The sequence below is a fragment of the Streptomyces sp. NPDC033270 genome (assembly GCF_055576575.1).
The window spans coordinates 449,016-475,210 of sequence record NZ_JBVIRA010000002.1; the positions used below are offsets into that span (position 1 = coordinate 449,016).

At 71.1% G+C, this 26,195-nt stretch carries 21 protein-coding genes; 16 read left to right on the forward strand and 5 right to left on the reverse strand.

From position 1 onward, the window contains the following. The first annotated feature begins 21 nt into the window (after positions 1–21). The 5 genes from ilvN (at position 22) to ACZ5XZ_RS05510 (ending at position 5,339) form a co-directional block, all read left to right on the forward strand. Positions 22–546, forward strand: coding sequence for an acetolactate synthase small subunit (gene ilvN, locus ACZ5XZ_RS05490; protein ID WP_384431750.1), 525 nt, complete (start codon positions 22–24; stop codon positions 544–546). Positions 547–657: 111 nt separating this feature from the next. Continuing rightward, entirely contained in the window at positions 658–1,656 is a 999-nt protein-coding gene (gene ilvC, locus ACZ5XZ_RS05495) for a ketol-acid reductoisomerase (RefSeq protein WP_468974789.1), read from the forward strand. Positions 1,657–1,928: 272 nt separating this feature from the next. Continuing rightward, positions 1,929–3,521, forward strand: a complete 1,593-nt coding sequence (gene serA, locus ACZ5XZ_RS05500; RefSeq protein WP_468974790.1) for a phosphoglycerate dehydrogenase — start codon at positions 1,929–1,931, stop codon at positions 3,519–3,521. 161 nt (positions 3,522–3,682) lie between these two features. After that, entirely contained in the window at positions 3,683–4,660 is a 978-nt protein-coding gene (locus ACZ5XZ_RS05505) for a YsnF/AvaK domain-containing protein (protein ID WP_468974791.1), read from the forward strand. Between the two features lie 82 nt (positions 4,661–4,742). Further along, the gene (locus tag ACZ5XZ_RS05510) at positions 4,743–5,339 is read left to right on the forward strand and encodes a TetR/AcrR family transcriptional regulator (protein WP_468974792.1); all 597 of its coding nucleotides are present in this window, start codon (positions 4,743–4,745) and stop codon (positions 5,337–5,339) included. A 63-nt stretch (positions 5,340–5,402) separates the two neighbouring features. On the opposite strand, the gene ACZ5XZ_RS05515 is transcribed toward ACZ5XZ_RS05510, so the two are convergent. Continuing rightward, positions 5,403–7,028, reverse strand: coding sequence for an MFS transporter (locus ACZ5XZ_RS05515; protein WP_468974793.1), 1,626 nt, complete (start codon positions 7,026–7,028; stop codon positions 5,403–5,405). 324 nt (positions 7,029–7,352) lie between these two features. Then, positions 7,353–8,594: a helix-turn-helix domain-containing protein gene (locus tag ACZ5XZ_RS05520; RefSeq protein ID WP_468974908.1), complete on the reverse strand. Its 1,242-nt coding sequence runs from the start codon at positions 8,592–8,594 to the stop codon at positions 7,353–7,355. A gap of 204 nt (positions 8,595–8,798) precedes the next feature. Between ACZ5XZ_RS05520 and ACZ5XZ_RS05525 the strand changes: the two genes are divergently transcribed. Next, positions 8,799–9,725 carry a proline dehydrogenase family protein gene (locus tag ACZ5XZ_RS05525; protein WP_468974794.1) on the forward strand — a complete coding sequence of 309 codons (927 nt, stop codon included), beginning with the start codon at positions 8,799–8,801 and terminating at the stop codon, positions 9,723–9,725. 55 nt (positions 9,726–9,780) lie between these two features. Next, on the forward strand, positions 9,781–11,412 hold the full coding sequence (gene pruA, locus ACZ5XZ_RS05530) for an L-glutamate gamma-semialdehyde dehydrogenase (protein ID WP_468974795.1): 1,632 nt from the start codon (positions 9,781–9,783) through the stop codon (positions 11,410–11,412). Positions 11,413–11,487: 75 nt separating this feature from the next. Here pruA and ACZ5XZ_RS05535 read toward each other — a convergent pair whose 3' ends face one another. Then, positions 11,488–12,144 (reverse strand): Uma2 family endonuclease, encoded by a 657-nt coding sequence (locus ACZ5XZ_RS05535; protein ID WP_468974796.1) that lies wholly within the window; start codon positions 12,142–12,144, stop codon positions 11,488–11,490. 351 nt (positions 12,145–12,495) lie between these two features. On the opposite strand from ACZ5XZ_RS05535, the gene ACZ5XZ_RS05540 reads away from it, so the two are divergent. Beyond that, a complete protein-coding gene (locus ACZ5XZ_RS05540; RefSeq protein WP_099055466.1) occupies positions 12,496–12,627 on the forward strand; it encodes a hypothetical protein in 132 nt (43 codons plus the stop codon). A 159-nt stretch (positions 12,628–12,786) separates the two neighbouring features. On the opposite strand, the gene ACZ5XZ_RS05545 is transcribed toward ACZ5XZ_RS05540, so the two are convergent. Then, entirely contained in the window at positions 12,787–14,388 is a 1,602-nt protein-coding gene (locus ACZ5XZ_RS05545; protein ID WP_468974797.1) for a purple acid phosphatase family protein, read from the reverse strand. Positions 14,389–14,517: 129 nt separating this feature from the next. Here ACZ5XZ_RS05545 and ACZ5XZ_RS05550 point away from each other — a divergent pair, with 129 nt between their 5' ends. Both ACZ5XZ_RS05550 and ACZ5XZ_RS05555 read left to right on the forward strand, forming a co-directional pair. Next, the gene (locus ACZ5XZ_RS05550) at positions 14,518–15,558 is read left to right on the forward strand and encodes a 3-isopropylmalate dehydrogenase (RefSeq protein ID WP_468974798.1); all 1,041 of its coding nucleotides are present in this window, start codon (positions 14,518–14,520) and stop codon (positions 15,556–15,558) included. A gap of 361 nt (positions 15,559–15,919) precedes the next feature. Further along, positions 15,920–17,008: a branched-chain amino acid aminotransferase gene (locus tag ACZ5XZ_RS05555; RefSeq protein ID WP_468974799.1), complete on the forward strand. Its 1,089-nt coding sequence runs from the start codon at positions 15,920–15,922 to the stop codon at positions 17,006–17,008. Positions 17,009–17,095: 87 nt separating this feature from the next. On the opposite strand, the gene ACZ5XZ_RS05560 is transcribed toward ACZ5XZ_RS05555, so the two are convergent. Continuing rightward, positions 17,096–18,550, reverse strand: coding sequence for a cytosine permease (locus ACZ5XZ_RS05560; protein ID WP_468974800.1), 1,455 nt, complete (start codon positions 18,548–18,550; stop codon positions 17,096–17,098). 259 nt (positions 18,551–18,809) lie between these two features. On the opposite strand from ACZ5XZ_RS05560, the gene ureA reads away from it, so the two are divergent. The 6 genes from ureA (at position 18,810) to ACZ5XZ_RS05590 (ending at position 25,975) form a co-directional block, all read left to right on the forward strand. Beyond that, positions 18,810–19,514 carry an urease subunit gamma gene (ureA, locus tag ACZ5XZ_RS05565; protein ID WP_468974801.1) on the forward strand — a complete coding sequence of 235 codons (705 nt, stop codon included), beginning with the start codon at positions 18,810–18,812 and terminating at the stop codon, positions 19,512–19,514. Further along, on the forward strand, positions 19,511–21,199 hold the full coding sequence (locus ACZ5XZ_RS05570) for an urease subunit alpha (protein ID WP_468974802.1): 1,689 nt from the start codon (positions 19,511–19,513) through the stop codon (positions 21,197–21,199). The genes ureA and ACZ5XZ_RS05570 overlap by 4 nt, the downstream gene beginning before the upstream one ends. A gap of 74 nt (positions 21,200–21,273) precedes the next feature. Then, entirely contained in the window at positions 21,274–22,314 is a 1,041-nt protein-coding gene (locus tag ACZ5XZ_RS05575) for an agmatine deiminase family protein (RefSeq protein ID WP_468974803.1), read from the forward strand. A gap of 34 nt (positions 22,315–22,348) precedes the next feature. Continuing rightward, a complete protein-coding gene (locus tag ACZ5XZ_RS05580) occupies positions 22,349–22,957 on the forward strand; it encodes a TetR/AcrR family transcriptional regulator (RefSeq protein WP_468974804.1) in 609 nt (202 codons plus the stop codon). A gap of 201 nt (positions 22,958–23,158) precedes the next feature. Then, positions 23,159–24,484, forward strand: coding sequence for an MFS transporter (locus tag ACZ5XZ_RS05585; RefSeq protein WP_468974805.1), 1,326 nt, complete (start codon positions 23,159–23,161; stop codon positions 24,482–24,484). 99 nt (positions 24,485–24,583) lie between these two features. Further along, positions 24,584–25,975 carry a S28 family serine protease gene (locus ACZ5XZ_RS05590; protein ID WP_468974806.1) on the forward strand — a complete coding sequence of 464 codons (1,392 nt, stop codon included), beginning with the start codon at positions 24,584–24,586 and terminating at the stop codon, positions 25,973–25,975. Positions 25,976–26,195: the final 220 nt, after the last annotated feature.

A 26,195-nucleotide genomic window follows, 5' to 3' on the forward strand; every position in this document is an offset into this window, starting at 1 on the left:
CACGGAAGAAGAGAGAAGACCATGTCCAAGCACACGCTCTCCGTCCTGGTGGAGAACACCCCCGGCATCCTCGCCCGGATCGCCGCGCTGTTCTCCCGCCGCGGCTTCAACATCGACTCGCTCGCGGTCGGGGTCACCGAGCACCCCGACATCTCCCGCATCACCATCGTGGTCAGCGTCGAGTCGCTGCCGCTGGAGCAGGTCACCAAGCAGCTCAACAAGCTCGTCAACGTCCTGAAGATCGTCGAGCTGGAGCCGGCCGCCGCGATCCAGCGCGAACTGGTCCTGGTCAAGGTCCGCGCGGACAACGAGACCCGCTCGCAGATCGTCGAGATCGTCCAGCTCTTCCGCGCCAAGACCGTGGACGTCTCCCCGGAGGCGGTCACCATCGAGGCCACCGGGTCCAGCGAGAAGCTGGAGGCGATGCTGAAGATGCTGGAGCCGTTCGGCATCAAGGAGCTGGTGCAGTCCGGCACGATCGCCATAGGCCGTGGCGCCCGCTCCATCACGGACCGTTCGCTGCGCGCCCTGGACCGCTCGGCCTGACGCCCGATCCGCCCGCGGCCCGTTGCGACCGTATGGCGAGACCCACCGACCTTCCCGACCCCGCCCGACGTACTGTGTGGGCACCCCGCTAGATCCAAGGAGATACCCGAAGTGGCCGAGCTGTTCTACGACGACGACGCCGACCTGTCCATCATCCAGAACCGCAAGGTCGCGGTGATCGGCTACGGAAGCCAGGGCCACGCCCACGCGCTGTCCCTGCGCGACTCGGGCGTCGACGTGCGCGTCGGTCTGCACGAGGGCTCCAAGTCCAAGGCCAAGGCCGAGGAGCAGGGCCTGCGCGTGGTGACGCCGGCCGAGGCCGCGGCCGAGGCCGACGTCATCATGATCCTGGTCCCGGACCCGATCCAGGCCGAGGTCTACGAGGAGTCCATCAAGGACCACCTGAAGGACGGCGACGCGCTGTTCTTCGGCCACGGCTTCAACATCCGCTTCGGCTTCATCAAGGCTCCGGCCGGCGTGGACGTGTGCATGGTCGCCCCCAAGGGCCCGGGTCACCTGGTGCGTCGCCAGTACGAGGAGGGCCGCGGCGTGCCGTGCATCGCGGCCGTCGAGCAGGACGCCTCCGGCAAGGCCTTCGAGCTGGCGCTCTCCTACGCCAAGGGCATCGGCGGCACCCGCGCCGGCGTCATCAAGACCACCTTCACCGAGGAGACCGAGACCGACCTGTTCGGTGAGCAGGCGGTGCTCTGCGGTGGCGCCTCGGCGCTGGTCAAGGCCGGCTTCGAGACGCTGGTCGAGGCGGGTTACCAGCCGGAGATCGCGTACTTCGAGTGCCTCCACGAGCTGAAGCTGATCGTGGACCTGATGTACGAGGGCGGCCTGGAGAAGATGCGCTGGTCGGTCTCCGAGACCGCCGAGTGGGGCGACTACGTCACCGGCCCGCGCGTCGTCACCGACGCCACCAAGGCGGAGATGAAGAAGGTCCTCGCCGAGATCCAGGACGGCACCTTCGCCAACAACTGGATGGCGGAGTACAAGGCCGGTCTGCCGAAGTACAACGAGTACAAGAAGGCCGACGAGGGCCACCTCCTGGAGACCACCGGCAAGCAGCTGCGCAAGCTCATGAGCTGGGTGGACGACGAGGCGTAAGCCCGACGGACAGGGGGCCGCGAAGCATCTCGCGGCCCCCTCGTCCATGTGCCCGGCCGGGCGCCGACCAGGTGCCTTGTCCACCGCGTAGAACCACGCACGGGTGATCCTTCCGCAACGGCGCAGGACGCGCCCTCCACCGCCACTACACTGCCCATCACAAGCGCGTTCAGGCCCACAACGTCGTGCGTCTTCCACGCGGCTTTCCCCCTTCACCGCCTTCGGCCGTCGGGACGGCCGTCCGCGAAGGACTAGTGAGGACTGAAGACCACGTGAGCTCGAAACCTGTCGTACTGATCGCCGAAGAGCTGTCGCCCGCCACCGTCGACGCCCTCGGCCCGGACTTCGAGATCCGGCACTGCAACGGCGCGGACCGCGCCGAGCTGCTCCCCGCGATCGTCGATGTCGACGCCGTCCTCGTGCGCAGCGCGACGAAGATCGACGCCGAGGCCATCTCCGCCGCCAAGAAGCTGAAGGTCGTCGCCCGTGCGGGCGTGGGCCTGGACAACGTCGACGTCTCCGCCGCCACCAAGGCCGGCGTGATGGTCGTCAACGCACCGACCTCCAACATCGTCACCGCCGCCGAGCTCGCCTGCGGTCTGCTGGTCGCCACGGCCCGGAACATCCCGCAGGCCAACACCGCCCTGAAGAACGGCGAGTGGAAGCGCAGCAAGTACACCGGTGTCGAGCTCAGCGAGAAGACCCTCGGCGTGGTCGGCCTCGGCCGGATCGGCGTGCTGGTCGCCCAGCGGATGTCGGCGTTCGGCATGAAGGTCGTCGCCTACGACCCCTACGTCCAGCCGGCCCGTGCCGCCCAGATGGGTGTCAAGCTGCTGACGCTGGACGAGCTGCTGGAGGTCTCGGACTTCATCACCGTCCACCTCCCCAAGACTCCCGAGACCGTCGGTCTCATCGGCGACGAGGCGCTGCGCAAGGTCAAGCCGTCGGTCCGGATCGTCAACGCCGCGCGTGGCGGGATCGTCGACGAGGTGGCGCTGGCCAGCGCGCTGAAGGAGGGCCGGGTGGCCGGCGCGGGACTGGACGTCTACGCCGTCGAGCCGTGCACCGACTCCCCGCTCTTCGAGTTCGACCAGGTCGTCGCCACCCCGCACCTGGGCGCTTCGACGGGTGAGGCGCAGGAGAAGGCCGGTATCGCGGTCGCCAAGTCGGTGCGCCTGGCGCTCGCCGGCGAGCTGGTGCCGGACGCGGTCAACGTCCAGGGCGGTGTGATCGCCGAGGACGTCAAGCCGGGGCTGCCGCTGGCCGAGCGGCTGGGCCGGATCTTCACCGCGCTGGCCGGCGAGGTGGCCATGCGCCTCGACGTGGAGGTGTACGGCGAGATCACCCAGCACGACGTCAAGGTGCTCGAACTCTCCGCGCTCAAGGGCGTGTTCGAGGATGTCGTGGACGAGACCGTGTCGTACGTCAACGCCCCCCTGTTCGCGCAGGAGCGCGGTGTGGAGGTGCGGCTGACGACCAGCAGCGAGTCGCCGGAGCACCGCAACGTGGTGACCGTGCGCGGCACCCTCGCGGGCGGCGACGAGGTGTCGATCTCCGGCACGCTCGCCGGTCACAAGAACATCCAGAAGATCGTGGCGGTCGGCGACCACTCGATCGATCTGTCGCTCGCGGACCACATGGCGTTCATGCGCTACAGCGACCGCCCCGGCGTCGTCGGCACCGTCGGCCGGATCCTGGGCGAGGCGGGCATCAACATCGGCGGGATGCAGGTCTCCCGGGCCGATGTCGGTGGCGAGGCGCTGGTCGCGCTGACCGTCGACGACACGATTCCGCCGGGCGTGCTGAGCGAGATCTCCGAGGAGATCGGCGCGACCTCGGTGCGCGCGGTGAACCTCGGCGACTGATCGTACGATCTCGCAGGTCAACGGGCCCGGACCCCGCTCTCGCGGAGTCCGGGCCCGTTGGCGTCCGCGCTTGCGTGGCTCCGCCCGGCGGCGCGCAATGGGAGGAGTGCACGGCGAAGCGTGCACGCCCCCGCCGGCGCGTGCCGGAAGGAGGACACGCCATGAATGCACCTGTGGGTGACTCCCCGCAGAGCCTGACCGGTCTGCGGGTGGTCGATGTGGACGGCGTGAAGGTGGGCACGGTCCAGCAGGTCTACCGGGACGACGCGACCAACGACCCCGAGTGGATCACCGTGCGTACCGGCCTGTTCGGGATGAAGGAGACCTTCATCCCGCTCGCCGGGGCCCGCCGGACCGATGGTGAGCTGCGCGTTCCGCACACCAAGGACACCATCAAGGAGGCGCCGCGGATCGACGCCGACGGCCATCTCGACCCGTCCGAAGAGGCCCGGCTCTACCGCCACTACGGGCTGATACGGCCGGATGATCCCTCCGACGCCGGCGGGCTCGAAGGCGTCGCCGACGACCGCGCCCGCGCCGACACCGTCGTGGCGTCCGGCCTCGGCCCGCGGCCCGCCGCGGGTGCGGCCGGGGCCAGGACCCGATCCATGGCGGACACCACGGCCCCCACCCCGGCGCGCGGCGAGCGCAACAAGCTCTTCGACCGGCCGCCGGCCGGAGCGGGCGCGGCCACGCGCGGCCGCGACGGGGCGGACACCCGGCCCGGCGGGGAGCCCGCCGCCGAGATGGTGCTCTCCGAGGAGCGGCTGGAGATCGGCACCGAGGAGCGGGTGACCGGCCGGGTCCACCTGAGCAAGCACCTGGTCACCGAGGAGGTGCACCGCACCGTCCCGGTCACGCATGAGGAGGTGCGGGTGGTCCGCGAGAAGATCACCGAGGAGGACCGGCGGGCGGGCCGGGCGGCGCCGCGGGCCGGTCACGGCCGGTCCGAGGTCGTCCTGCACGAGGAGCAGCCCACGATCAGCAAGAAGATGGTGCCGGTCGAGCGGGTGTGGCTGGAGACCGAGCGGGTGACCGAGCAGAAGGAGATCACCACCGAGATCCACCGGGAAGAGGTCGAGATCGACGACGGCACGGGTCCGCGCAAGGGCCCTGGGTCGGAGGACCGCCCCCGGTGACTTGGGGGTGACCGCGAGAACGTATACGTACGTTTAAGACAGCCGTCTGGTACGAGCGTATGCGCAGAGCTAGGCTGCCGGCATGGGACACCGTGAAGATCTGCTGGAAGGCGCCAAGCGCTGCCTGCTGGAGAAGGGGTACGCGCGCACCACCGCACGCGACATCGTGGCCGCCTCCGGCGCCAACCTCGCCTCCATCGGATACCACTACGGCTCCAAGGACGCCCTGATGCGCCAGGCGGTCATCGCGTCCAGCGAGGAGTGGGGCGCGAGCGTGGCCGAGGCGCCGTCCGCCGGCGACGCGCGGGCGACGGACGCGGACCCGCTGGAGCGGTTCGCCGCGGTCTGGGACAACGTCCTGCGGCGGATCGCCACGGAACGGGAGTTCATCGCCGCGCAGGTCGAGGTGCTGGGGCTGCTGCCGCGCGACGAGGGGCTGCGCGAGGCGATCGGCGAGGTGCTGCCGGAGGGCAACGAGGGCCTCGTCGCGATCTTCGAGGGGGTGCCGGACACCGAGGTCGACGCGGAGGCGGCCCGCGTCGTCGGCTCCTTCTACCAGGCCCTGCTCACCGGCCTCATGGTGCAGTCGCTGGTCACCCCCGACGCGCTGCCCTCCGGGGACGACCTGGCGGCCGCGCTGCGGCGGGTCACCGCCGGCGAGGTGCTGCGCAAGCGGTGACCCTCCCGTCAGGAGGCGCGACGATGGCCGCGGCCACCAGGCCGCGGCCATGTCAGTGCCGGGTCACTCCCGCGGTGCGATTTCGGCCCGCCGCTGCCGAGCCGGCTCGGCCGTCGGTTTCTTGTGCGGGCTGAACAGGAGACAGAGCGCCGCGGCGGCCATCAGGGCCCCGGCGCACGCCACGAGGACGGTCTGCATGGCCTCGACGAAGCCGCTGGCGAAGGTCTCGGCGGTGACGCGTTCGTACAGGCCGGCCGTGGCCGGGTTCAGGCCGCTGGGCGGCGCGGGCGGACCGTAGTTCTGCGCGGCGGCGGCGCTGTCGCCGATGAACCGGGCGCGCAACTCCTCCGGCAGCCGGCCGGCGTGCCTCTCGGCCTCGCCGCGCAGGGCCGAGGAGAGACGGGCCGACAGCAGGGCGCCCAGTACGGCGGTGCCGAGGACACCGCCGATCTGCCGGGTGGTGCCGGAGACGCCGGAGGCCGCCCCGGCCAGCTGCGGGTCCACGCCGTCCGTGGTGGCCTGCTGCAGTGGGGCGAACGTGGCGCCGCTGGCGACCCCGATGACGAGCAGACCCGGCAGCAGGCTCCACGCACTGCTGGTGGGGCCGGCCAGGCAGAGCAGTACGAGCAGGCCGACGGCCAGCAGCGTCATCCCGGCCATCAGGACGTACTTGCCGCCGAACCTGTCCGCCAGCCGCCCGGCGTACGCCGAGCCGACCGCGGTGAGCACGGCGTTCGGCAGCACCGCCAGGCCGGTCTCCAGCGCCGAGTACCCGCGGGCCGTCTGCAGGTACAGCACCAGGACGAACATGATGCCGATCATGCCGAGTTGGAAGACGAACCCGACCCCGTTGCCGACCGCGAAGTTGCGCGTGCCGAACAGGGCAGGGGGCATCAGGGGCTCACCCCGCTGCCGGTGCTGCCAGACGACGAACACCGCCAGCAGCACGACGCCCGCGACGATGACCGAGGTGATGCTGATCGGCTCGGTGAGGGTGCCCCAGTCGTAGCGCTCGCCCTCGATCAGGCCGAACACGATGCCGCTCAGCCCGGCGGTGGCCAGCGCGACGCCGACCAGGTCGAGCCGGTGGGTGCGGCCCGAGCGCATGGGCGGCACGCAGGTCAGTGCCAGCACGGCGGTGGCGATGCCGATCGGGACGTTGAGGAAGAAGATCCAGCGCCAGCTGAGGTGGGCGAGCAGGAAACCGCCGACGACCGGGCCGAGGATCGGGGCGACACCGGCGATCGCGCCGAACAGGCCGAACGCCCGGCCCCGCAGCCGCGGCGGGAAGACCGTCAGGATCGACGAGATGACCTGCGGAAACAGCAGGGCCCCGCCCAGCCCCTGCAGCGCCCGCGCGGTCAGCAACTGGGCCGGCGAACCGGCCAGCCCGCACAGCGCCGAGGCGAGGGTGAAGGTGACGATGCCGATCACGTACAGCCGGCGGTAGCCGAAGAGGTCCCCCAGCCGCCCGGTGCTGATCAGCAGCACCGAGAAGACCAGCAGATAGCCGTCGACGACCCACAGCACCTGGTCGTAGGAGGCGTCCAGGCTGTGGATCAACGTGGGAACGGCGACGTTGACGATGGATCCGTCGAGCAACGACATGAAGAAGCCGATGCACATGATCGCGAGTACCCGCCACGGACGTCGTGTGGACGGGCGCGGGGTGGAAATGACTTCCGGCACTCCGGAAACCTCCCTGAGGGAACCGGCTCTGCTGGCGATGACGCGGACCGGGCCGCTGACGCCGACCAGGCCGCCGGCGCCGGAACGCTGCTCACGCCGGAACACGGTCCCCGGCAGTTCCCGGGGGCCTCGGAAAGGACCGGAAGGGCAGACGCACGTCGTCACCATCACAGAACACCCTTGTCAGGATGTGATGAGTGACTTCCACCTTCCCCGTGTCATCGGGACCCGGGGGAAGCTGGTTGGCGAGGCGGAAGGCCCAACGGTGAGAAGTCGACTCGCACCGTAACACAGCGCCCGCAGCCGTCGGATTCCTGAACGCCCCTACAGGCGCGCCGCCTTGAGGGCCATGTGCAGCAGCAGCCGGTGCTCGCCGTCGTCCAGGTCGAGGCCGGTCAGCTTCTCCACCCGGCCGAGCCGGTAGTAGAGCGTCTGGCGGTGGATGCCCAGGGCCTGTGCGGTGCGCCCGGCCTGGCCCGCGCAGTCGAGGAACACCTCGGCGGTGCGGGCGAGTTCGGCGTGTGCGGGGGCGAGCAGCGGGCCGATCGCGGGGTCGGGGTCGGTGGCCGGCAGCGCGGTCAGCATGCGGTACGAGCCGATGGCGTCCCACTGGACGATCGGCCCCAGCCGGGGCTCGGCGCGGGCCGCGCGGGCGGCGTGCAGGGCCTCGCGCCAGGCGGCCGGGAGGTCGGTCAGCTCCCGGACGCCGATGCCGATCCCGGCGGCGCCCGGCCCGGGCCGCGCGGGGTGGGGCCCGGCGGCCGCCGCGGCGCCCGCGCGCGGCGAGCGCAGCAGATGTTCGGCCACCGTGTGGGCGGGGGTGAGCGCACCGGTCGAGCGCAGCCGCACCAGGGCGGCCAGGGCGGGCCCGGCCGCCGCGGACCCCGGAAGGTCGCCGGCGCGCAGCGCACACGCCGCGAGCAGCCCCGGCAGGCTCGGCAGCGGCGCCGCGCCGGTGTCCGCGGCATCCCAGGGGGCCACCGCGACCACGGTGAGCGGCACCCCGGTGGTGAAGCGCAGGGTGTCCCGCAGGGCGTCGCGCAGCGCGGCTGCGGCGGCCGGCCGCCCGGCGGGCTCGGCGAGCAGCAACTCCCGCAGCAGATCGCCGAGTTCGGTGCCGGCGCGGGACTCGGCGGCCAGCAGCGCGCCGATCCGGGCGGCGGTCTCCATGGCCTGGGCGATCCGCGGGTCGGGCGGGGTGCCGTGGCCGCCCAGGGCGAGGTCGCTCAGATGCCCGTCGTCCAGCAGCCAGACGTAGCCGTGCGCGATGCCCTGATGGCGTACGGGCAGACAGATCCGGCCGCGGAAGACCCCGGCCGCCGGGTCCGGCGGAATGCGCAGCGCCGTCGTGGCCCGGGCGATCCCGAACGCCTCGAACCAGGCCCGTACCGCCGCCGACGAGCGCCGCTGCAGGATCGAACGGGTCCGGACCGGGTCCATGACCTCGTCGTCCTCGCCCTCGTGCGCGCCGAACGCGATCAGCCCGAAATCCCGGTCCTCCAGCGTCGCCGGCGCGCCGAGCGCCGCCGAGATCTCGTCCACGAGCTGCTGGTAGTCGCCCCGCATCCCTCGTCGGCCCTCTCCTGTCGCAGTGGTCACCCCCCACCATTCTCATACATCTGTCTGAGATCCCGACCACGAAGGCGTGACAGCTGTCGATGGCCGGGAAGTGGCGCGATCCTTAAATTTCAGGTGGCTCATTCGTGCCGGGGCATCCGCCTCGTCCGGCGTTCGCATGGCATTTGTCATCCTGAATCGTGGAGGTGCCCCATGCTGGGTCCCGTGCTCCTCGCCGCAGCGCGCAGCGACAGCATCCGCCGTATCGTCGCGGCCGCTCCGGTCACCCGTCCGGTGGTGGACCGCTTCGTCGCCGGCGAGCATCTGGACGAGTCCATGGCGGCCGTACGGTCCCTGGCAGCGCGCGGCATGGAGGTCACCCTCGACCACCTGGGCGAGGACATCACCGACCCGGCCGAGGCGCTGCGCAACCGCGACGCCTACCTCCAGCTGGCCGAGGCCCTCAAGGAGCACGGGCTCGGCGTCAAGGCCGAGATGTCGGTCAAGCTGTCCGCCTTCGGCCAGGCGCTGGCCGGCGGGCACGAGCTGGCGCTGAAGAACGTCACTCCGGTGGTCGAGGCGGCCGCCGCGGCCGACACGACGGTGACCCTCGACATGGAGGACCACACCACGGTCGACTCCACCCTCGCCATCCTCGCCGAGCTGCGCAAGCGCTTCCCCCAGACGGGTGCGGTGGTGCAGTCCTACCTCTTCCGCACCGAGGACGACTGCCATGCGCTGGCCGGGGAAGGCTCCCGGGTGCGACTGGTCAAGGGCGCGTACAAGGAGCCCGCGACGGTCGCCTTCCAGGACAAGCGGGAGGTCGACAAGGCCTATGTGCGCTGCTTGAAGATCCTGATGGCCGGGCAGGGCTACCCCATGATCGGGTCGCACGACCCGCGGATGGTCGCCATTGCCCAGGAGCTGGCGCACCGCAACGGGCGCAAGCCGACCGACTACGAGTTCCAGATGCTGTTCGGCATCCGCGAGGCGGAGCAGCAGCGGCTGGTCGCCGAGGGGAACCGCATGCGGGTGTACATCCCCTATGGCACTGATTGGTACGGATACTTCATGCGTCGGCTCGCCGAGCGCCCCGCGAACCTCGGCTTCTTCCTGAGGTCGCTCGCGACACGAGGATGACCAACGCCCCAAAAGACCGCAGTACGTACGAACCGACGATCGAAGGAGAACGGCCATGGACGCTGTGACCCAGGTCCCCGTGCCGGTGAACGAGCCGGTCCACACCTACGCCCCCGGCAGCCCCGAGCGCTCCCGTCTGGAGGCCAAGCTCAAGGAGCTCGCCGGCAACCCGATCGAGCTGCCGATGACCATCGGTGGCCAGCGGCGGATGGGTGGCGGCGAGCGCTTCGACGTCGTACAGCCGCACAACCACTCGGCCCGGCTCGGCACGTACGCCAACGCCACGGTCCAGGACGCCCAGGACGCGGTGGACGCCGCGCTGGCCGCCGCCCCGGCCTGGCGGGCGATGGCCTTCGACGACCGCGCCGCGATCATCCTGCGGGCCGCGGAGCTGCTCTCCGGCCCGTGGCGCGAGACGATGGCCGCCGCCACCATGCTCGGCCAGTCCAAGACGGCGCAGCAGGCCGAGATCGACACCCCCTGCGAGCTGATCGACTTCTGGCGCTTCAATGTGCACTTCGCGCGCCAGATCCTCGCCGAGCAGCCCCCGGCGAACTCCCCGGGTGTGTGGAACCGCTCGGACCACCGTCCCCTCGAAGGCTTCGTCTACGCGATCACGCCGTTCAACTTCACGGCGATCGCCGGCAACCTCCCGACCGCCCCCGCCCTCATGGGCAACGTGGTCGTCTGGAAGCCGTCCCCGACCCAGACCTTCGCCGCCGTGCTGCTGATGCAGCTGCTGGAGGAGGCCGGTCTGCCCAAGGGCGTGATCAACCTCGTCACCGGTGACGGCAAGGACGTCTCCGAGGTGGCGCTGACCCACCCCGACCTGGCGGGCATCCACTTCACCGGCTCGACCAAGACCTTCCAGTACCTGTGGAAGACGGTCGGCAACAACATCGAGAACTACAAGACCTACCCGCGACTGGTCGGCGAGACCGGCGGCAAGGACTTCATCGTCGCCCACCCCACGGCCGACCGCGCCGTGCTGAAGACCGCCATGACCCGCGGCGCCTTCGAGTTCCAGGGCCAGAAGTGCTCCGCGGCCTCCCGCGCGTACGTCCCGGCCTCCCTGTGGAACGCCGGCTTCAAGGAGGAGTTCGCCGCCGAGGTCGAGTCGCTGACCATGGGCGATGTCTCGGAACTGGCGAACTTCATGGGCGCCGTGATCGACGAGCGCTCCTTCGCCAAGAACAAGGCGGCGATCGACCGCGCCAAGGCCGACCCGACCGTCGAGGTCGTGGCCGGCGGCACGTACGACGACAGCGAGGGCTACTTCGTCCGCCCGACGGTCCTGGTCTCCACCGACCCGGAGAACGAGATCTTCAAGGACGAGTACTTCGGCCCGATCCTCGGTGTCTATGTCTACGACGACGCCGACTACGACGCCATGCTCGCCCAGATGGAGTCCGCCTCGGCCTACGGCCTGACCGGTTGCGTCATCGCCCAGGACCGTGCGGCGGCCGCCGTCACCTGCGAGAAGCTGCGCTTCGCGGCCGGCAACTTCTACATCAACGACAAGCCCACCGGCGCCGTCGTCGGCCAGCAGCCCTTCGGTGGCGGCCGGGCGTCCGGCACCAACGACAAGGCCGGCGCCAAGCAGAACCTGATGCGCTGGACCTCCACCCGCTCCATCAAGGAGACGCTGGTCCCGCCGACGGACTACCGCTACCCGCACATGGGCTGACGCCCGCGCGTACGCCGACGGCCCGGCACCCCTGGAGTTCGCCTCCAGCGGCGCCGGGCCGTCGGCGTTGCGGCGTCAGGCGTTGCGGGGAGGTCCGGTGATCGCCTCGCCGATGACGAAGCCTTTGGCTGGGCCCTCGGGGATGATCGCGTCGATGCCGTACGCCACGGAGTGGACGTCCGTGTAGACGGCCTCGTCGGGGCTGGGCGCGGTGAGCACGGTGACCGTGCCGTGACCGTCGTAGTCGTCGATGAGGACGTAGACGGGGATGCCCGCGCGGGCGTAGGCGCGGCGCTTGCGTTCGCGGTCACGCTCGATGCCGTCGTGGCCGGGGGAGACCACCTCGACGATCAGTTGGACGGCGGACGCCTTGACGCCGATGCCGTCGTCGGTGATGTGCTCCTCGGGGTCGTCGGGCGCGACGAAGCAATCAGGGATCCACACCTTGCGATCTTGGACCACGTTCACGTCCTGGTACGCAGCGCACTCCCCTTCCTCCAGGTGCTTGTCGATGGCGCGGCGAAGCCTGTTGGTGATCAGACCGTGTGCAAAGCGTCCGGTGGGCGACACCTCGATGGACCCCTCGATGATCTCGGCGTGAAGGCCCTCGGGGAGTTCCATGGCGTTCCATGCCTGCCACAGGACCTCGTCCAGATCCCGTTCGGGCGCCGTCGCCTCCGGTGTCGTGGTCTCCGGGGTTGTCACGGGCGCCTCCTGTGCGAGCGCGGTCATGGTGCAGCACCTCCTCCTCAGTGTGGGCGGGCCTGGCCTCGTGGCACAAGCGAACGCCGCGACGCTAGCCACGCTTCAAGCTCTCCGGCCGGCATATGCCAAGAGATCACTCGTTCGAGCACACGCCGCCGTCTCAGATAGTAGGAAGCCCAAGTAATTGTGCAGACATCACGGCCGAGCTGCCCTACGTTTGTAGAAGCCGAACGTCTCGCTCGATCGAGCGAAGGCGGATGCGGCCCGGTGCGTGAGCGCAGGTGACCCCTGCCGTGCCGTGGCCCCCGCCCCTTCCGGCCGCTTCTGGATCGACGCATCCCTTTTGTTCTCGGGGCTTTGGCATAGGAGACGTGAATCATGGCCGAGACCGCCGTCCGCAGGACCCGTCACTCCGCCCGTACGACCAACGAAGCCGACCGCAGGAACGCCGCGGCCGCCCTCCAGCGCGCCCTCGACCGCCGGGACAACGGCGGCTCGACCGGGCACTGAGACGATGCGCGCGCGATCCGGACGGGTGCTGTCGAGGCCGGCTTCGGTGCCTTGCCGCTGCTGCTGGCGGATCCGGCTGTCCGTGGCCCGGTGGCTCTTCCTCTCCTGAGTGCCGGGGGCGCCCGGGTCCCGGGCGCCCCGCGGCGCGGGTGAACCGCCTCAGCGTGAGCGGGTCACCTCGAAGTGGTCGATGCGCTCGCCGGATTCGGCCAGCGCGGTGACCTTCATCCGCGGGCGGTGGCCCGGGGAGACCTCGACGGCGATGAACGAGTAGCCGGTGTAGCGGACCCGGGACCACTCCACGGTGTCCTTGGTCTTCACCTGGCCCTTGGACCAGTGGAACGTCTCGACGTGGTCGAGGTCCTTGACGTGGCCCTCGTAGCTGTCGGGCACGGGGAAGTCGTAGAGGGCCTTGCCCGCGCCGCCGGCGGTGACGTAGACGATGCCCTCGTGTGCGCTGTCGACGCGCTCGCCGATCGGCATCTTCTTGGCGACCCGGCCGCCCCTGAGGGCGTCGGTCCGCTCGTAGACGTGGTTGTGCCCGTTGATGACCAGGTCCACCCGGTGCTTGTCGAACAGCGGCAGCCAGGCGTCGCGCACGCCACCCTCGGAGGCGTGCGCGTTGGTGGTGGAGAAGGCGCAGTGGTGGAAGAAGACCACGATGAAGTCGATGTCCTCGGCGGCGCGCAGCTGTGCCAGGCGGCGGTCGAGCCAGCGGGTCTGCTCGCCGCCGGTGTAGCCCTGGTTGGCGGGGATCTCGTACGAGACGTCGTTGGCGTCCAGGGCGACGACCGCGACATTGCCGTAGGCGAAGGAGTACACGCCGGGGGCGCGGTCGGCGTCCGGGCCGTTGCCGGGCAGCGACCAGCGGGCGCGCTGGCCGCCGTAGCCGTCGGGCGAGTACCAGGCCTCCATGTCGTGGTTGCCGGTGGTCACCATCCACGGCACGGACTTGGCCACCGACTCGGTCTGGGCCAGGAACTGGTCCCACACCCGCGCGTCGTAGGCGTCGTGGTCGGAGCCCTGCCCGTCGGTGTCCGCGTAGCAGATGTCGCCCGCGTGCAGGTGGAAGGACGGGTTCTGGCCCAGGATCAGCTGGTCGTTGGCGAGCGCGTGGTAGCTGACGCCCTGGTCGCCGAAGGCGGTGAAGACGAACGTCTCGGCGCGGGCCGGGGCGGTGCGGAAGGTGCCGACCGTGGAGAAGTGGCGCGCGTCGGCCGGGTCGAAGCCGTCGTGCCCGACGCCGTAGTAGTACGTGGTGCCCGGCCGCAGGCCGTCGAGGGCCGCGTGCAGGTAGTACTGCTCGACGGCGGGCAGCTTCGAGGAGAGCGAGGGGGTGTGCAGTGCGCGCACCTCGGCCTCGATCTTGAGCCCGAGGTCCCAGGGGCGCAGACCCACCCGGATGAACGGCCGCCGGACCGCGAGCGGCACCTGCCAGCTCACCCGCATCTGGCTCCTGGGGTCGGCGCCGAAGGCGAGGTGGCGGCCGAAGGGGGCGACGAGGGACCCGTCGACGGCGACGGTGGCGGGCGAGGCCGACAGGGTGGGGGAGGCGGCCGTGGCCGAACCGGTCAGCAGACCGGATCCCGCGACCACTCCCGCGGCGGCGGCCGAGGTGCGCAGCAGGCCCCGGCGGGTCAGCTTCGTGCGGAGGTAGTCATGCTGCTCGGGCATGCTCATCCGGGCCGCGAGCCGCTCCGGTACACCGACGCGCGGGGTGTGCGAGGGCAGGGGAGCGTCCCCCCGGGGATTTCCAGTCATGGCAGCGAATGTCGCAGCATCATCCGACCGTGACGGGGCGTTGCGGTGAACGGAGGTTGACCGGCTCCCCATGTGTCCGTATGGCGGACGTTACGTGTCAACCGATGGGACGGGGCGTAGGGTCCAGACATGTCTCGCAGCATTCGCCTCGCAGTGATCCCCGGTGACGGTATCGGCCAGGAAGTCGTGGCCCAGGGCCTGAAGGTCCTGACCGCGGTCCTCCCGCAGGACGTCAAGCTGGAAACCAAGGAGTACGACCTTGGTGCCAAGCGATGGCACGCGACCGGCGAGACCCTGCCGGACGCGGAGCTGGAGTCGCTCAAGCAGCACGACGCGATCCTGCTCGGCGCCATCGGGGACCCGTCCGTCCCGTCCGGTGTGCTGGAGCGCGGGCTGCTGCTCAAGCTCCGCTTCGCCTTCGACCACTTCGTCAACCTGCGCCCGTCGAAGCTCTTCCCGAACACGGCCACCCCGCTGGCCGGCCGCCCCGACATCGACTTCGTCGTGGTGCGTGAGGGCACCGAGGGCCCGTACACGGGCAACGGCGGCTCGCTGCGCACCGGCACGCCGGCCGAGGTCGCCACCGAGGTCAGCGTCAACACCGCCTACGGTGTCGAGCGTGTGGTCCGCGACGCCTACGAGCGCGCCAACGCCCGCCCCCGCAAGAAGCTGACGCTGGTTCACAAGAACAACGTCCTGGTCTACGCGGGCCACATGTGGAAGAACATCTTCGACCGGGTCGGCCAGGAGTACCCCGAGGTCACCACCGACTATCTGCACGTCGACGCGGCGACGATCTTCTTCGTCACCCAGCCCGAGCGGTTCGACGTGATCGTCACCGACAACCTCTTCGGCGACATCCTCACCGACCTCGCGGCGGCCGTCACCGGCGGTATCGGCCTGGCCGCCTCCGGGAACATCAACCCGACCGGCCAGTTCCCCTCGATGTTCGAGCCGGTGCACGGCTCCGCGCCGGACATCGCGGGCACCGGCAAGGCCGACCCGACGGCGACGATCCTGTCGGTCGCCCTGCTCCTGCGCCACCTCGGCTTCGAGCCGCAGGCCGCCCGCATCGAGGAGGCCGTCGCGGCCGACCTGGAGGCGCGCGACGGCGCGGCCCGCACCACGGACGAGATCGGCGACGCCCTCGCCGCGCGCGTAGCGGGCTGAGGCCCGCAGCGCGACATCACCACCCACGAACAGCGCCGGGCCGGGACACAGCGTCCAGGCACCGGCGCTGTCCGCGTTGACCCGCTCTGGGCTACCGCCCGGTTGGGTGCGACCATCGGACGCGGACCGCGCACACCGGTTCCGGCGGCGGAGACCCACGAGCGATAATCGGACGTGGTGTCGCCGCCCGCGGGAAACTCGGACGTCCAAGTAACGACCGGTACGTTCAGGTTCCCGGTGCGTGCGGCCGCCACAAACCGCACCGGTGCCGCACGGTGGGGGCCGACCCCACCCACCCCCCGCCGGAGGGCTGGGCCGGACAACCCGCGGTATCGGATCACGCAGTGAAGGACATGGATTCATGACGACGCCCACGATCGAGCTCAAGCCCTCCTCGCACCCGCTGTCCGACGCGGAGCGGGAGCAGATCCTGGCCGCCCCCGGATTCGGCCGCCACTTCACCGACCACATGGTGACGATCAGGTGGACCGAGGGCCGCGGCTGGCACGACGGGCAGCTCGTGCCGTACGGGCCGCTCTCCCTCGACCCGGCGACCAACGTCCTGCACTACGCGCAGGAGATCTTCGAGGGCCTCAAGGCCTACCGCCAGCCCGACGGCTCCGTCGCCATGTTCCGCCCCGACGCCAACGCCCGGCGCTTCCAGGCCTCGGCGCGCCGTCTGGCCATGCCCGAGCTGCCCGTCGAGACCTTCATCGAGGCCTGCGACCTGCTGGTCCAGCAGGACAAGAAGTGGGTGCCCGCGCACGGCGGCGAGGAGTCGCTCTACCTGCGGCCCTTCATGATCGCCACTGAGGTGGGGCTGGGCGTGAAGCCCGCCAACGAGTACCTCTTCGTCGTGATCGCCTCGCCCGCCGGCGCGTACTTCGCCGGCGGCGTCAAGCCGGTCTCCATCTGGCTGTCCGAGAACCGGGTGCGCGCCGTCCCCGGCGGCATGGGCGACGCCAAGACCGGCGGCAACTACGCCGCGTCGCTGCTCGCGCAGGCCGAGGCCGCGGTGCACGGCTGCGACCAGGTCGCCTACCTCGACGCCGTGGAGCACAAGTGGGTCGAGGAGCTCGGCGGCATGAACCTGTACTTCGTGTACGGCGACAAGATCGTCACCCCCACGCTGACCGGCTCCCTGCTGGCCGGCGTCACCCGTGACTCGCTGCTGTCCGTCGCCGGCGACCTGGGCTTCGCGTCCGAGGAGGCCCGGGTCTCCATCGACCAGTGGCGGGCCGACACCGAGAACGGCACCCTCACCGAGGTCTTCGCCTGCGGTACCGCCGCCGTGATCACCCCGGTCGGCACGGTCAAGAGCGCGGGCGGCGAGTGGAGGCAGTCCGACGGCGAGCCGGGCAAGGTCACGCTGAAGCTGCGCGAGGCGCTGCTGGACATCCAGCGGGGCGTCGCCGACGACAAGCACGGCTGGATGCACCAGCTGGGCTGAGCCACCGCTCCGGGGCGCTTCCCCGGACAGGACCGAGGCCGCCGCCGACATCGGGTCGGGGGCGGCCTCGGTCATGGTCACATCGGCTCAGCCGACCTCCGCGGACGCTTCCGTGGGGGCGGCGGGGGAGGTGGGGGGAAGGGGGCGCAGCGTCGGGACCGGGCGCGGATCGCGGGCGGTGAGGGCGAGGTAGACCACACCGGCCACCGCGGCCGCGAGCAGGAAGCTGACGTCGATGCCGCCCGTGTACGCCAGCAGCGGGCCCTCGTACAGGGGCGTGGCCACCGCCATCAGGCCGATCACCGAGCCCAGCGCCCAGGCGACGGCCGCCTGGACGCTCCAGCCGCCGGTGAACCAGTACACGCCGCCGCGTGTGCCGCGGTTGTAGACCTGCAGGGACTCCGCGTCGTAGGCGCCGCGGCAGCGGGTGAAGCCGATCACGGTGATCACCGCCCAGGGCGTGCCGACCGCGGTCATCAGCAGGACGAAGGAGGTCATCGCGTCCTGCGCGGCCCACAGGAAGTGGCCGGCGTAGACCAGCGCGGTCGCGAGCGCGGCGACGACGTAGGTGGCCTGGGTGCGGGTGGCGCGCGGCAGGATGGCGTCCAGGTCCAGGCCCATGCTGTAGAGCATCAGGCCGGAGTTGCCGACCGAGCCGGCCGAGGCGTTGAGCAGCAGCAGCGCCAGGTACCAGAACGGGGCGCCGGCCACCAGCGGGCCCGCGTAGTCCTCGCCCGCACCGACCGCGAGGGCGGTGAAGGTGCCGAACAGCTGCGGCACCAGCAGACCGACGACCAGGCCCAGGCAGGTGGCGCCGAAGACCTTCTTCGAGCTGTGCCGGCGCGGGGAGATGTAGCGGCTGTAGTCGCCGAGCAGCGTGATGAACGCGATCGGGCCGCTCAGGCCCGCGGAGACGGCGGCCAGCAGCCAGGTCTGCCAGAAGCCGCCCAGCAGATACGAGCTGCCGTGCGGCGCGGCGGTGGTGAAGGTGCCGGCGTACGCCACGATGCCGACGGCCAGCAGCAGGGTCATACCGACGGCGAGCACCTTGCTCAGCCGCAGCAGCACCCGGTAGCCGTAGACCGCGCCGACGGCGGTGGCGCCGGCGAGCAGGGCGTAGACCAGGGCGTAGGTCCCGCCGCCGGTCGGCAGCCCGGTCAGGCGGTGCAGACAGCCGACGACCGCGTCGCCGCCGACCCACAGGGTCAGTGCGGTGTAGCCGAGCGAGAGCAGCAGCCCGATCACCGAACCGATGAGCCGGCCGCGTACGCCGAAGTGGGCGCCGCTGCTGGTGGAGAGGTTGGTGGCGCTGCGCAGCGAGACCAGCGCGAGCGGGGCGGTCAGCAGGGTGCCGACGAGCGTGCCCGCCACCAGTGAGGTCACCGAGGGCCAGAAGCCGAGCCCGAAGGAGACCGGTAGCCACCCGAAGATCACCACGCCGAGGGCGAGGTTCGATCCGAGCAGGATCGAGATGAGGTCGCGCGGACCGCTGGTGCGCTCCTCGTCCGGGATGGTGTCGACTCCGCGTTGTTCGATCGGCATGAGGGCTCCCCTGAGAGGCCGGACAACAGTGTCTGAGCAGTGCTCTGCGTGCAGTGCTCCGTTATGTGGAAGTGCTCGATATGAGCGGGTCTCGCAGCGCCGGATCAGCGGTACGAGATCATTTTGAGCGGTGCTCTATTCATCGCTCGTTTAGAACAGCGCTCAATGTGACTCATCGCTGCGGCACAGGTCAATGCTTTTCGTGTTGACTAGTTTCATGGTTAGAGTGGTGCTCTAATCGAGCTGGAGGTGTGACGGGATGCGGCTGACCCCGACGGAACGCGACCGGCTGCTGCTGTTCGGCGCGGCCGAGCTGGCGCGGACGCGCCGGGCCCGCGGACTGAAGCTGAATGTGCCCGAGGCGACCGCGTTGATCGCGGACACAGTCTGCGAGGCGGCGCGGGACGGGCGCCGCCTCGCTCAAGCCATCGAGGCGGCACGCAGCGTGCTCGGTCCGGACGATGTGCTGCCGGGCGTGGCCGACGTGGTCACCGAGGTGCATGTGGAGGCCGTCTTCGACGACGGCTCCCGGCTCGCGGTGGTCAGCGACCCGATCGGCGCCGGCGCGCCGGCCGCGAGGAGCGGCGCGGCGACCGCGCCCGGCGCCGTGCTCCCCGGCCCGGCCGACCCGGAGCCCGAGCCCGCGGTGGTGCTCACCGTGCGCAACACCGCGACGGTGCCCATCAGCGTCACCTCGCACTTCCACTTCTTCGAGGCCAACCCCCGGCTGGACTTCGACCGCGGTGCCGCGTACGGCATGCGGCTGTGCGTCCCGGCCGGCTCGTCCGTGCGGTTCGACCCGGGCGGCGCCTCGGAGGTCGGCCTGGTCCCGATCGGCGGGGCCCGGATCGCGATCGGCTTCGCCGGTCTCGTGGACGGCCCGCTGGACGCACCGGGGGCGAAGACGGAAGCGCTGCGGCGGGCCGCCGCCTGCGGCTACCTGGGAGCGGAGGAGCAGGCATGACCATCGACCCCCACGAGTACGCGTCGGTACACGGCCCGCGGGCCGGCGACCGGGTCGTCCTCGGCGACTCGGGCCTGGTCGTCCGGGTGGAGTCCGACGCCCAGAAGCCCGGCGACGAGTTCCTGGCCGGGTTCGGCAAGACCGCCCGCGACGGGCTGCTGCTCAAGGCGGCCGCGGTCCGCGAGACCTGTGACGTCGTGATCAGCAACGTCCTGGTCATCGACGCGGTACAGGGCATCCGCAAGGTGTCCATCGGCATCCGCCGGGGCCGGATCCACGCCATCGGACGGGCCGGCAACCCCGACACCCTCGACGGTGTCGACGTGGTCGTCGGCACCGGCACCTCGATCGTCTCCGGTGAAGGCATGATCGCCACCGCCGGCGCGGTCGACACCCATGTCCATCTGCTCTCGCCGCGCGTCATGGAGGCCTCGCTGGCCTCCGGCGTGACCACGATCATCGGCCAGGAGTTCGGCCCGGTCTGGGGCGTGGGCGTCAACTCCCCCTGGGCGCTGGGCCACGCCTTCGGCGCCTTCGACGCCTGGCCGGTCAACATCGGCTTCCTCGGCCGCGGCTCCTCCTCGGGCGACGCCCCGCTGGTCGAGGCGCTCGCCGAGGGTGGCGCCTGCGGCTTCAAGGTCCACGAGGACATGGGCGCGCACGCCCGGGCCCTGGACACCGCGCTGCGCGTCGCCGAGGACCACGACGTCCAGGTCGCCCTGCACAGCGACGGCCTCAACGAGTGCCTCACCGTCGAGGACACCCTGCGCGTCCTGGACGGCCGTACCATCCACGCCTTCCACATCGAGGGCTGCGGCGGCGGACACGTCCCCAACGTCCTGAAGATGGCCGGCGTCCCCAACGTCATCGGCTCCTCCACCAACCCCACCCTCCCCTTCGGGCGGGACGCGGTCGCCGAGCACTACGGCATGATCGTCTCGGTCCACGACCTGAAGACCGACCTGCCGGGCGACGCCGCGATGGCCCGCGACCGCATCCGGGCCGGGACGATGGGCGCCGAGGACGTGCTGCACGACCTCGGGGCGATCGGCATCACCTCCTCCGACGCCCAGGGCATGGGCCGGGCCGGCGAGACCGTACGCCGGACCTTCGCGATGGCCGGGAAGATGAAGGCCGAACTCGGCCCCATGGAGGGCGACGGCCCCCACGACGACAACGCCCGCGTGCTGCGCTACGTCGCCAAGCTCACCATCAACCCCGCCATCGCCCACGGCCTCTCGCACGAGATCGGGTCGATCGAGGTCGGCAAGATGGCCGACATCGTGCTGTGGAAGCCGCAGTTCTTCGGCGCCAAACCGCAGCTGGTGCTGAAGTCCGGCTTCCCCGCCTACGGCGTCACCGGCGACCCGAACGCCGCCACCGACACCTGCGAACCCCTGGTGCTCGGGCCGCAGTTCGGGGCGCACGGCGCGACACCCGCCGAGATCTCGGTCGCCTTCGTCGCGGGTGCCGCGGCCGAGCAGGGCGGCGACCACCTGCCCACCCGCCGCCGCCGGGTCGCCGTCCGCGGCACCCGAGGCATCGGCCCCGGCGACCTCGTCCACAACTCCCGGGTCGGACAGGTCCAGGTCGACGGGCGCAGCGGACTGGTCACCCTCGACGGCGACCCGATGCGCTCCGAGCCGGCCGACACCGTCTCGCTGTCCCGGCTGTACTTCCTGTGAACCGCACCGCCGGCGCACCCCACCGCCGGCGGCCATCCACCGGCACCACCGCCACAGACCCTGAGGACCCCCGCATGAGCACCCCTGTCGCCGACGGCTTCCGCATGCCCCCGGAGTGGGCCCGCCACGAGCGCACCTGGATGGCCTGGCCCGGCCCCAACTTCACCTTCGGCGAGGAGGGCGGCGAGGGCCTGGACGAGGCCCGCCGCGCCTGGGCCGGCGTCGCCCGAGCGGTCCGCCGCTTCGAGCCGGTCACCGTCGTCGCCGGTCCCGGCCAGGCCGAGGGCGCCCGGGCCCTCCTCGGAGCGGACATCGAGATCGTCGAGCGCCCGCTGAACGACGCCTGGATGCGCGACATCGGCCCCACCTTCCTCACCGACGGCAAGGGCTCGCTGGCCGCCACCGACTGGGTGTTCAACGGCTGGGGCGCCCAGGAGTGGGCCCGCTGGGACCTCGACGAGAAGATCGCCGAGCAGGTCTCGGCGCTGGCCGGTGCCCGCCGCTACGCCACCCCCCTGGTCAACGAGGGCGGCGGCATCCACATCGACGGCGAGGGCACCGTCCTGCTCACCGAGACCGTCCAGCTCGACCCGGGCCGCAACCCCGGCCGCACCGCCCAGGAGGTCGAGGCCGAGATCCACGCCCACCTCGGCACCACCAAGGCGATCTGGCTGCCGCGCGGCCTGGCCGCGGACTACGGACAGTTCGGCACCCGCGGCCATGTCGACATCGTCGCCGCCTTCGCCCGCCCCGGCACCGTGCTCGTGCACACCCAGCCCGACCCCGACCACCCCGACCACGCGATCTGCAACGAGATCGTCAAGCTGCTGAGCTCGGCCACCGACGCCAGGGGCCGCCGGCTGGAGGTCGTCGAGGTGCCCGCGCCGACCGTCATCGAGGAGAACGGCGAGCTGGTCGACTACTCCTACATCAACCACTACCTCTGCAACGATGGCGTGGTGCTGTGCGCCTTCGACGACCCGCGCGACGAGGAGGCGGCCGCCATCTTCCGCCGGCTCTTCCCCGACCGGACGGTCACCCTCGTCGACGCCCGTACGATCTTCGCAGCGGGTGGCGGTATCCACTGCATCACCCAGCAGCAGCCCGAGGCCTGACCCACAGGCCCGCCCAGCCGACCCGGAGGTCCCCGTGCCCGGTCCCGTGCGCCGTCCCCGGCGCCGGCTCAACCAGCCCCGCGAGCAGGTCCTGGCCGCGGCGATGGCCACCATCGCCGCGGAGGGCCTGGACCGGCTGACCATGGCCGGACTGGGCCGCGAGGTCGGCATGAGCAGCGGCCACATCCTCTACTACTTCGGTACGAAGGACGAGCTGCTGCTGCAGACCCTCCAGTGGAGCGAGGAGCAGCTCGGCGCCGAGCGCCGGGCCGCCCTCTCCCGCCGCGTCCCCGCCCGCGAACGCCTGGACGCGCTGATCGACCTCTACCTGCCCGAAGGCCACCGCGACCCGCGCTGGACGCTGTGGCTGGAGGTCTGGAACCGCTCCCAGAACGCCGACGACGAGACCCGCGAGCGCCAGCTCGAACTGGAACTCGCCTGGCACCGCGACCTGGTCGCCCTGCTCGTCGAGGGCGCCTCGAAGGGCGAGTTCCGCCCCGTCGACGCCGAACGCCTCGCCACCCGCGTCCGCGCCCTCCTCGACGGCTTCGGCACCCACCTCGTCGTCGGCCTCCCCGGCACGGACCGCGCCCAGGTCCGCGAGCACATACACGAGTTCCTGGACGAGTCGCTCACGCCGTGACGGTGGGGCGGGGCGGTGTGGGGAACGGCCCGATAGTGCCGCCTTTTCCGGTCGTTCCCCCTGCAGTCGTTGCTTCCCGGGGAAGCCCCGTCGCCCCCACCGCCAGGCACCGCACCCGTGAACACAACGCACTCAAGTACGCGCGATCGTTGCCGCCCCGGCTCTTGCCGACGGACCGCCCGTCCGCGACCGTGATCGGCTATGGGACGAGAGCAATGGAAGAAGATCTGGGTCGGCTCGGCCGGCAACATGGTCGAGTGGTTCGACTGGTTCGTCTACGCCAGTTTCGCGGTCTACTTCGCGGATTCGTTCTTCCCCAAGGGGAATGACACCGCGAACCTCATGAACACCATGGGGATTTTCGCCGTCGGCTTCTTCATGCGACCGGTCGGCGGCTGGCTGCTGGGCCGGGTCGGCGACCGCAAGGGGCGTAAGGCCGCACTCACGCTGACCGTCACGCTGATGTCCGCCTCCGCGGTACTGATCGCCATCGCCCCGACATACGCCGTCGCCGGCTATGGCGGAGTGGCCGTACTGCTCATCGCCCGGATGCTGCAGGGGCTCTCGGTCGGCGGGGAGTACGCGGCCAGCGCCACCTATCTCACCGAGGCGTCCGCTCCCGGCCAGCGCGGCTTCGCCTCCAGCTTCCAGTACGTGTCGATGACCGCGGGCCAACTGCTCGGCCTCGGCCTGCAGATCGTGCTGCAGCGCACGATGTCCGAGGACGCGCTGCACAGCTGGGCCTGGCGGATCCCGTTCATCGTCGGTGCCCTGGGCGCCGGGATCGTCTTCTACCTGCGGCGCAACATGCTGGAGACCGAGGTCTACGCCGCGGACGACAGCGCCCACGCCGACCCCGCGCGCGGCACCATCAAGGCGCTGCTGGCCCACAAGCGGGAGGCGTTCTTGGTCATCGCGCTCACCATGGGCGGCACGGTCGCCTACTACACGTACACGACGTACCTCACCAAGTACCTCTCGGGCAGCGTGGGCCTGGACAAGCCGACGGCCTCGCTGGTCAGCTTCTGCGCGCTGTTCCTGTTCATGTGCCTGCAGCCGCTGGCGGGCAAGCTCTCCGACCGGATCGGGCGGCGGCCGCTGCTGATCACCTTCGCGGTCGGCTCGACGTTCCTGACCGTGCCGATCATGACGTTGCTGCAGCACGCCGGCAGCTTCTGGCCGGCCCTCGGGCTCTCGCTGTTGGCGTTGGTGGTGGTCACCGGCTACACGTCGATCAACGCCTGTGTGAAGGCCGAGCTGTTCCCGACCGGTGTGCGGGCGCTGGGCGTGGCGCTGCCGTACGCCATCGCCAACGCGCTGTTCGGCGGCACCGCGGAGTACGTCGCCCTGTGGTTCAAGGACGGCGGCATCGAGTCCGGCTACTACTGGTACGTCGCCGGCTGCGCCGCCGTCTCGCTGATCGTCTACATCACGATGCGCGAGACCCGCACCATCGATCTGCACCGCGTCGGCAAGCCGGCCGTGGGCGCCGACCGCTCGCCGGTGGCGGCGCCCGCCGCCGACTGAGGTGGCCTCCCGGCCGAAAACGGCCTCCCCTGCCCGGGGGAGGCCGTTCCCGTTCCCGGGGGATCCGCGCCCCGGCCCCGGGCGGCTTGGCTGGGTGGCATGAAGAACCCCAGGTACGTACTCATGCCGCTGCTGCTGACGGGGCTGCTGGCCTCGGGCGTCGCGGCCCCGTCCGCAGCGACGGCCCGGCCCGCCGAGGGCCGGGGAGCGGCGTCCCATGCCGCTGCCGCCCGCCCGGCCGCCGGCGACATCTTCACGCGGCTCGCGGCCGTCCCCGGCATGCGGGTGGTCAAGGAGAACCACGCCCCGGCCGGCTACCGCTCGATCGAGCTGCGCTACCGCCAGCCGGTCGACCACCGGCACCCCGACCGGGGCACCTTCGAGCAGCGGCTGTTCCTGCTGCACCGCGCCACCGACCGGCCGATGGTGCTGAACACCAACGGCTACGGCCTCGACTACCAGGACCCCGCCCTGCGCGCCGAGCCGACCCGGATCCTGAACGGCAATCAGATCAGCGTCGAGCAGCGGTACTTCGACAGCTCCACCCCCCATCCCACCGACTGGACCAAGCTCGACATCTGGCAGGCCGCCACCGACCACCACCGGATCGTGCGGGCGCTGCGGACGATCTACCGCGCCCCCTGGATCTCCACGGGCGGCAGCAAGGGCGGGATGGCGACGGTCTACCACCGGCGCTTCTACCCGCACGACGTGGCCGGTTCCGTGGCGTACTCGGCGCCCAACCACACCGGCAACCGGGACGGCACCGCCGAGGACCGCTTCCTGGAGCGGGTCGGCAGCCCCGCCTGCCGCCAGGCGCTCACCGCCGTCCAGCGCGAGCTGCTGGGAGCCCGCAGGGCGGAGACGGCGGGCCGTATCGCCCGCGCGGCCGCCGCCCACGGCGACACCCTGCACATCGTCGGCAGCGCCGACCGGCTGCTGGAGTTCACCACGCTGATGCTGCCGGAGCGCTTCTGGATGGCGCGGGGCGAGGAGGGCTGCGACCGCATCCCCGGGCGCTCGGCGACCGGCGCGGCGCTCTACGCCTGGTTCGACGGGGTGATGAGCCTCCAGGGCTACCGCGACCTCTCCCTCTCCCTGGTCACCGCGTCCTTCTACCAGCTGGGCACCCAGCTCGGCATGAGCGAGCGGGCCGCCCCGCAGCTGGCCGGAATGCTGCGCCACCCCGGAATCCAGCGGATCCGCACCCTCGTGCCGCGGCACATCCCGATGCGCTTCCAGCCGGCGGCCATGCCCGACATCGACCGCTGGGTGCGCCATCACGGCAGTGAGCTGATGTTCGTCTACGGCGGGAACGACCCCGTCCGGGCCCAGCCGTTCCGTACCGGCCCCGGCAGCCGCGACAGCCACGTCTACGTGGCCCCGCACGCGGGCCACCACATGAGCCTCGACAAGCTGACGCCGGGGGACCGGGAGCGGGCCACCGCCACGCTCCGCCGCTGGGCCGGCGTGGACGGACCGACCGCATAGTGAGACCGCGAGGTGCACCGTGCGTCCGATATGGCACACTGCGGACCGTGCTCTCGTTCGCCATGATTATTGGCAGCAGGCGCGCCGGTCCGCAGTGACCGCCCCGTACGACCCGAGTACGGCGCGGCCACCGTCGTCCCAGACCCGCGCGCAGACCTCTCGCACCCGCGAGGGGTTTTTTCGTTTCCGGCCCACCACTCACCGGAGGCGGAGCGCGAGG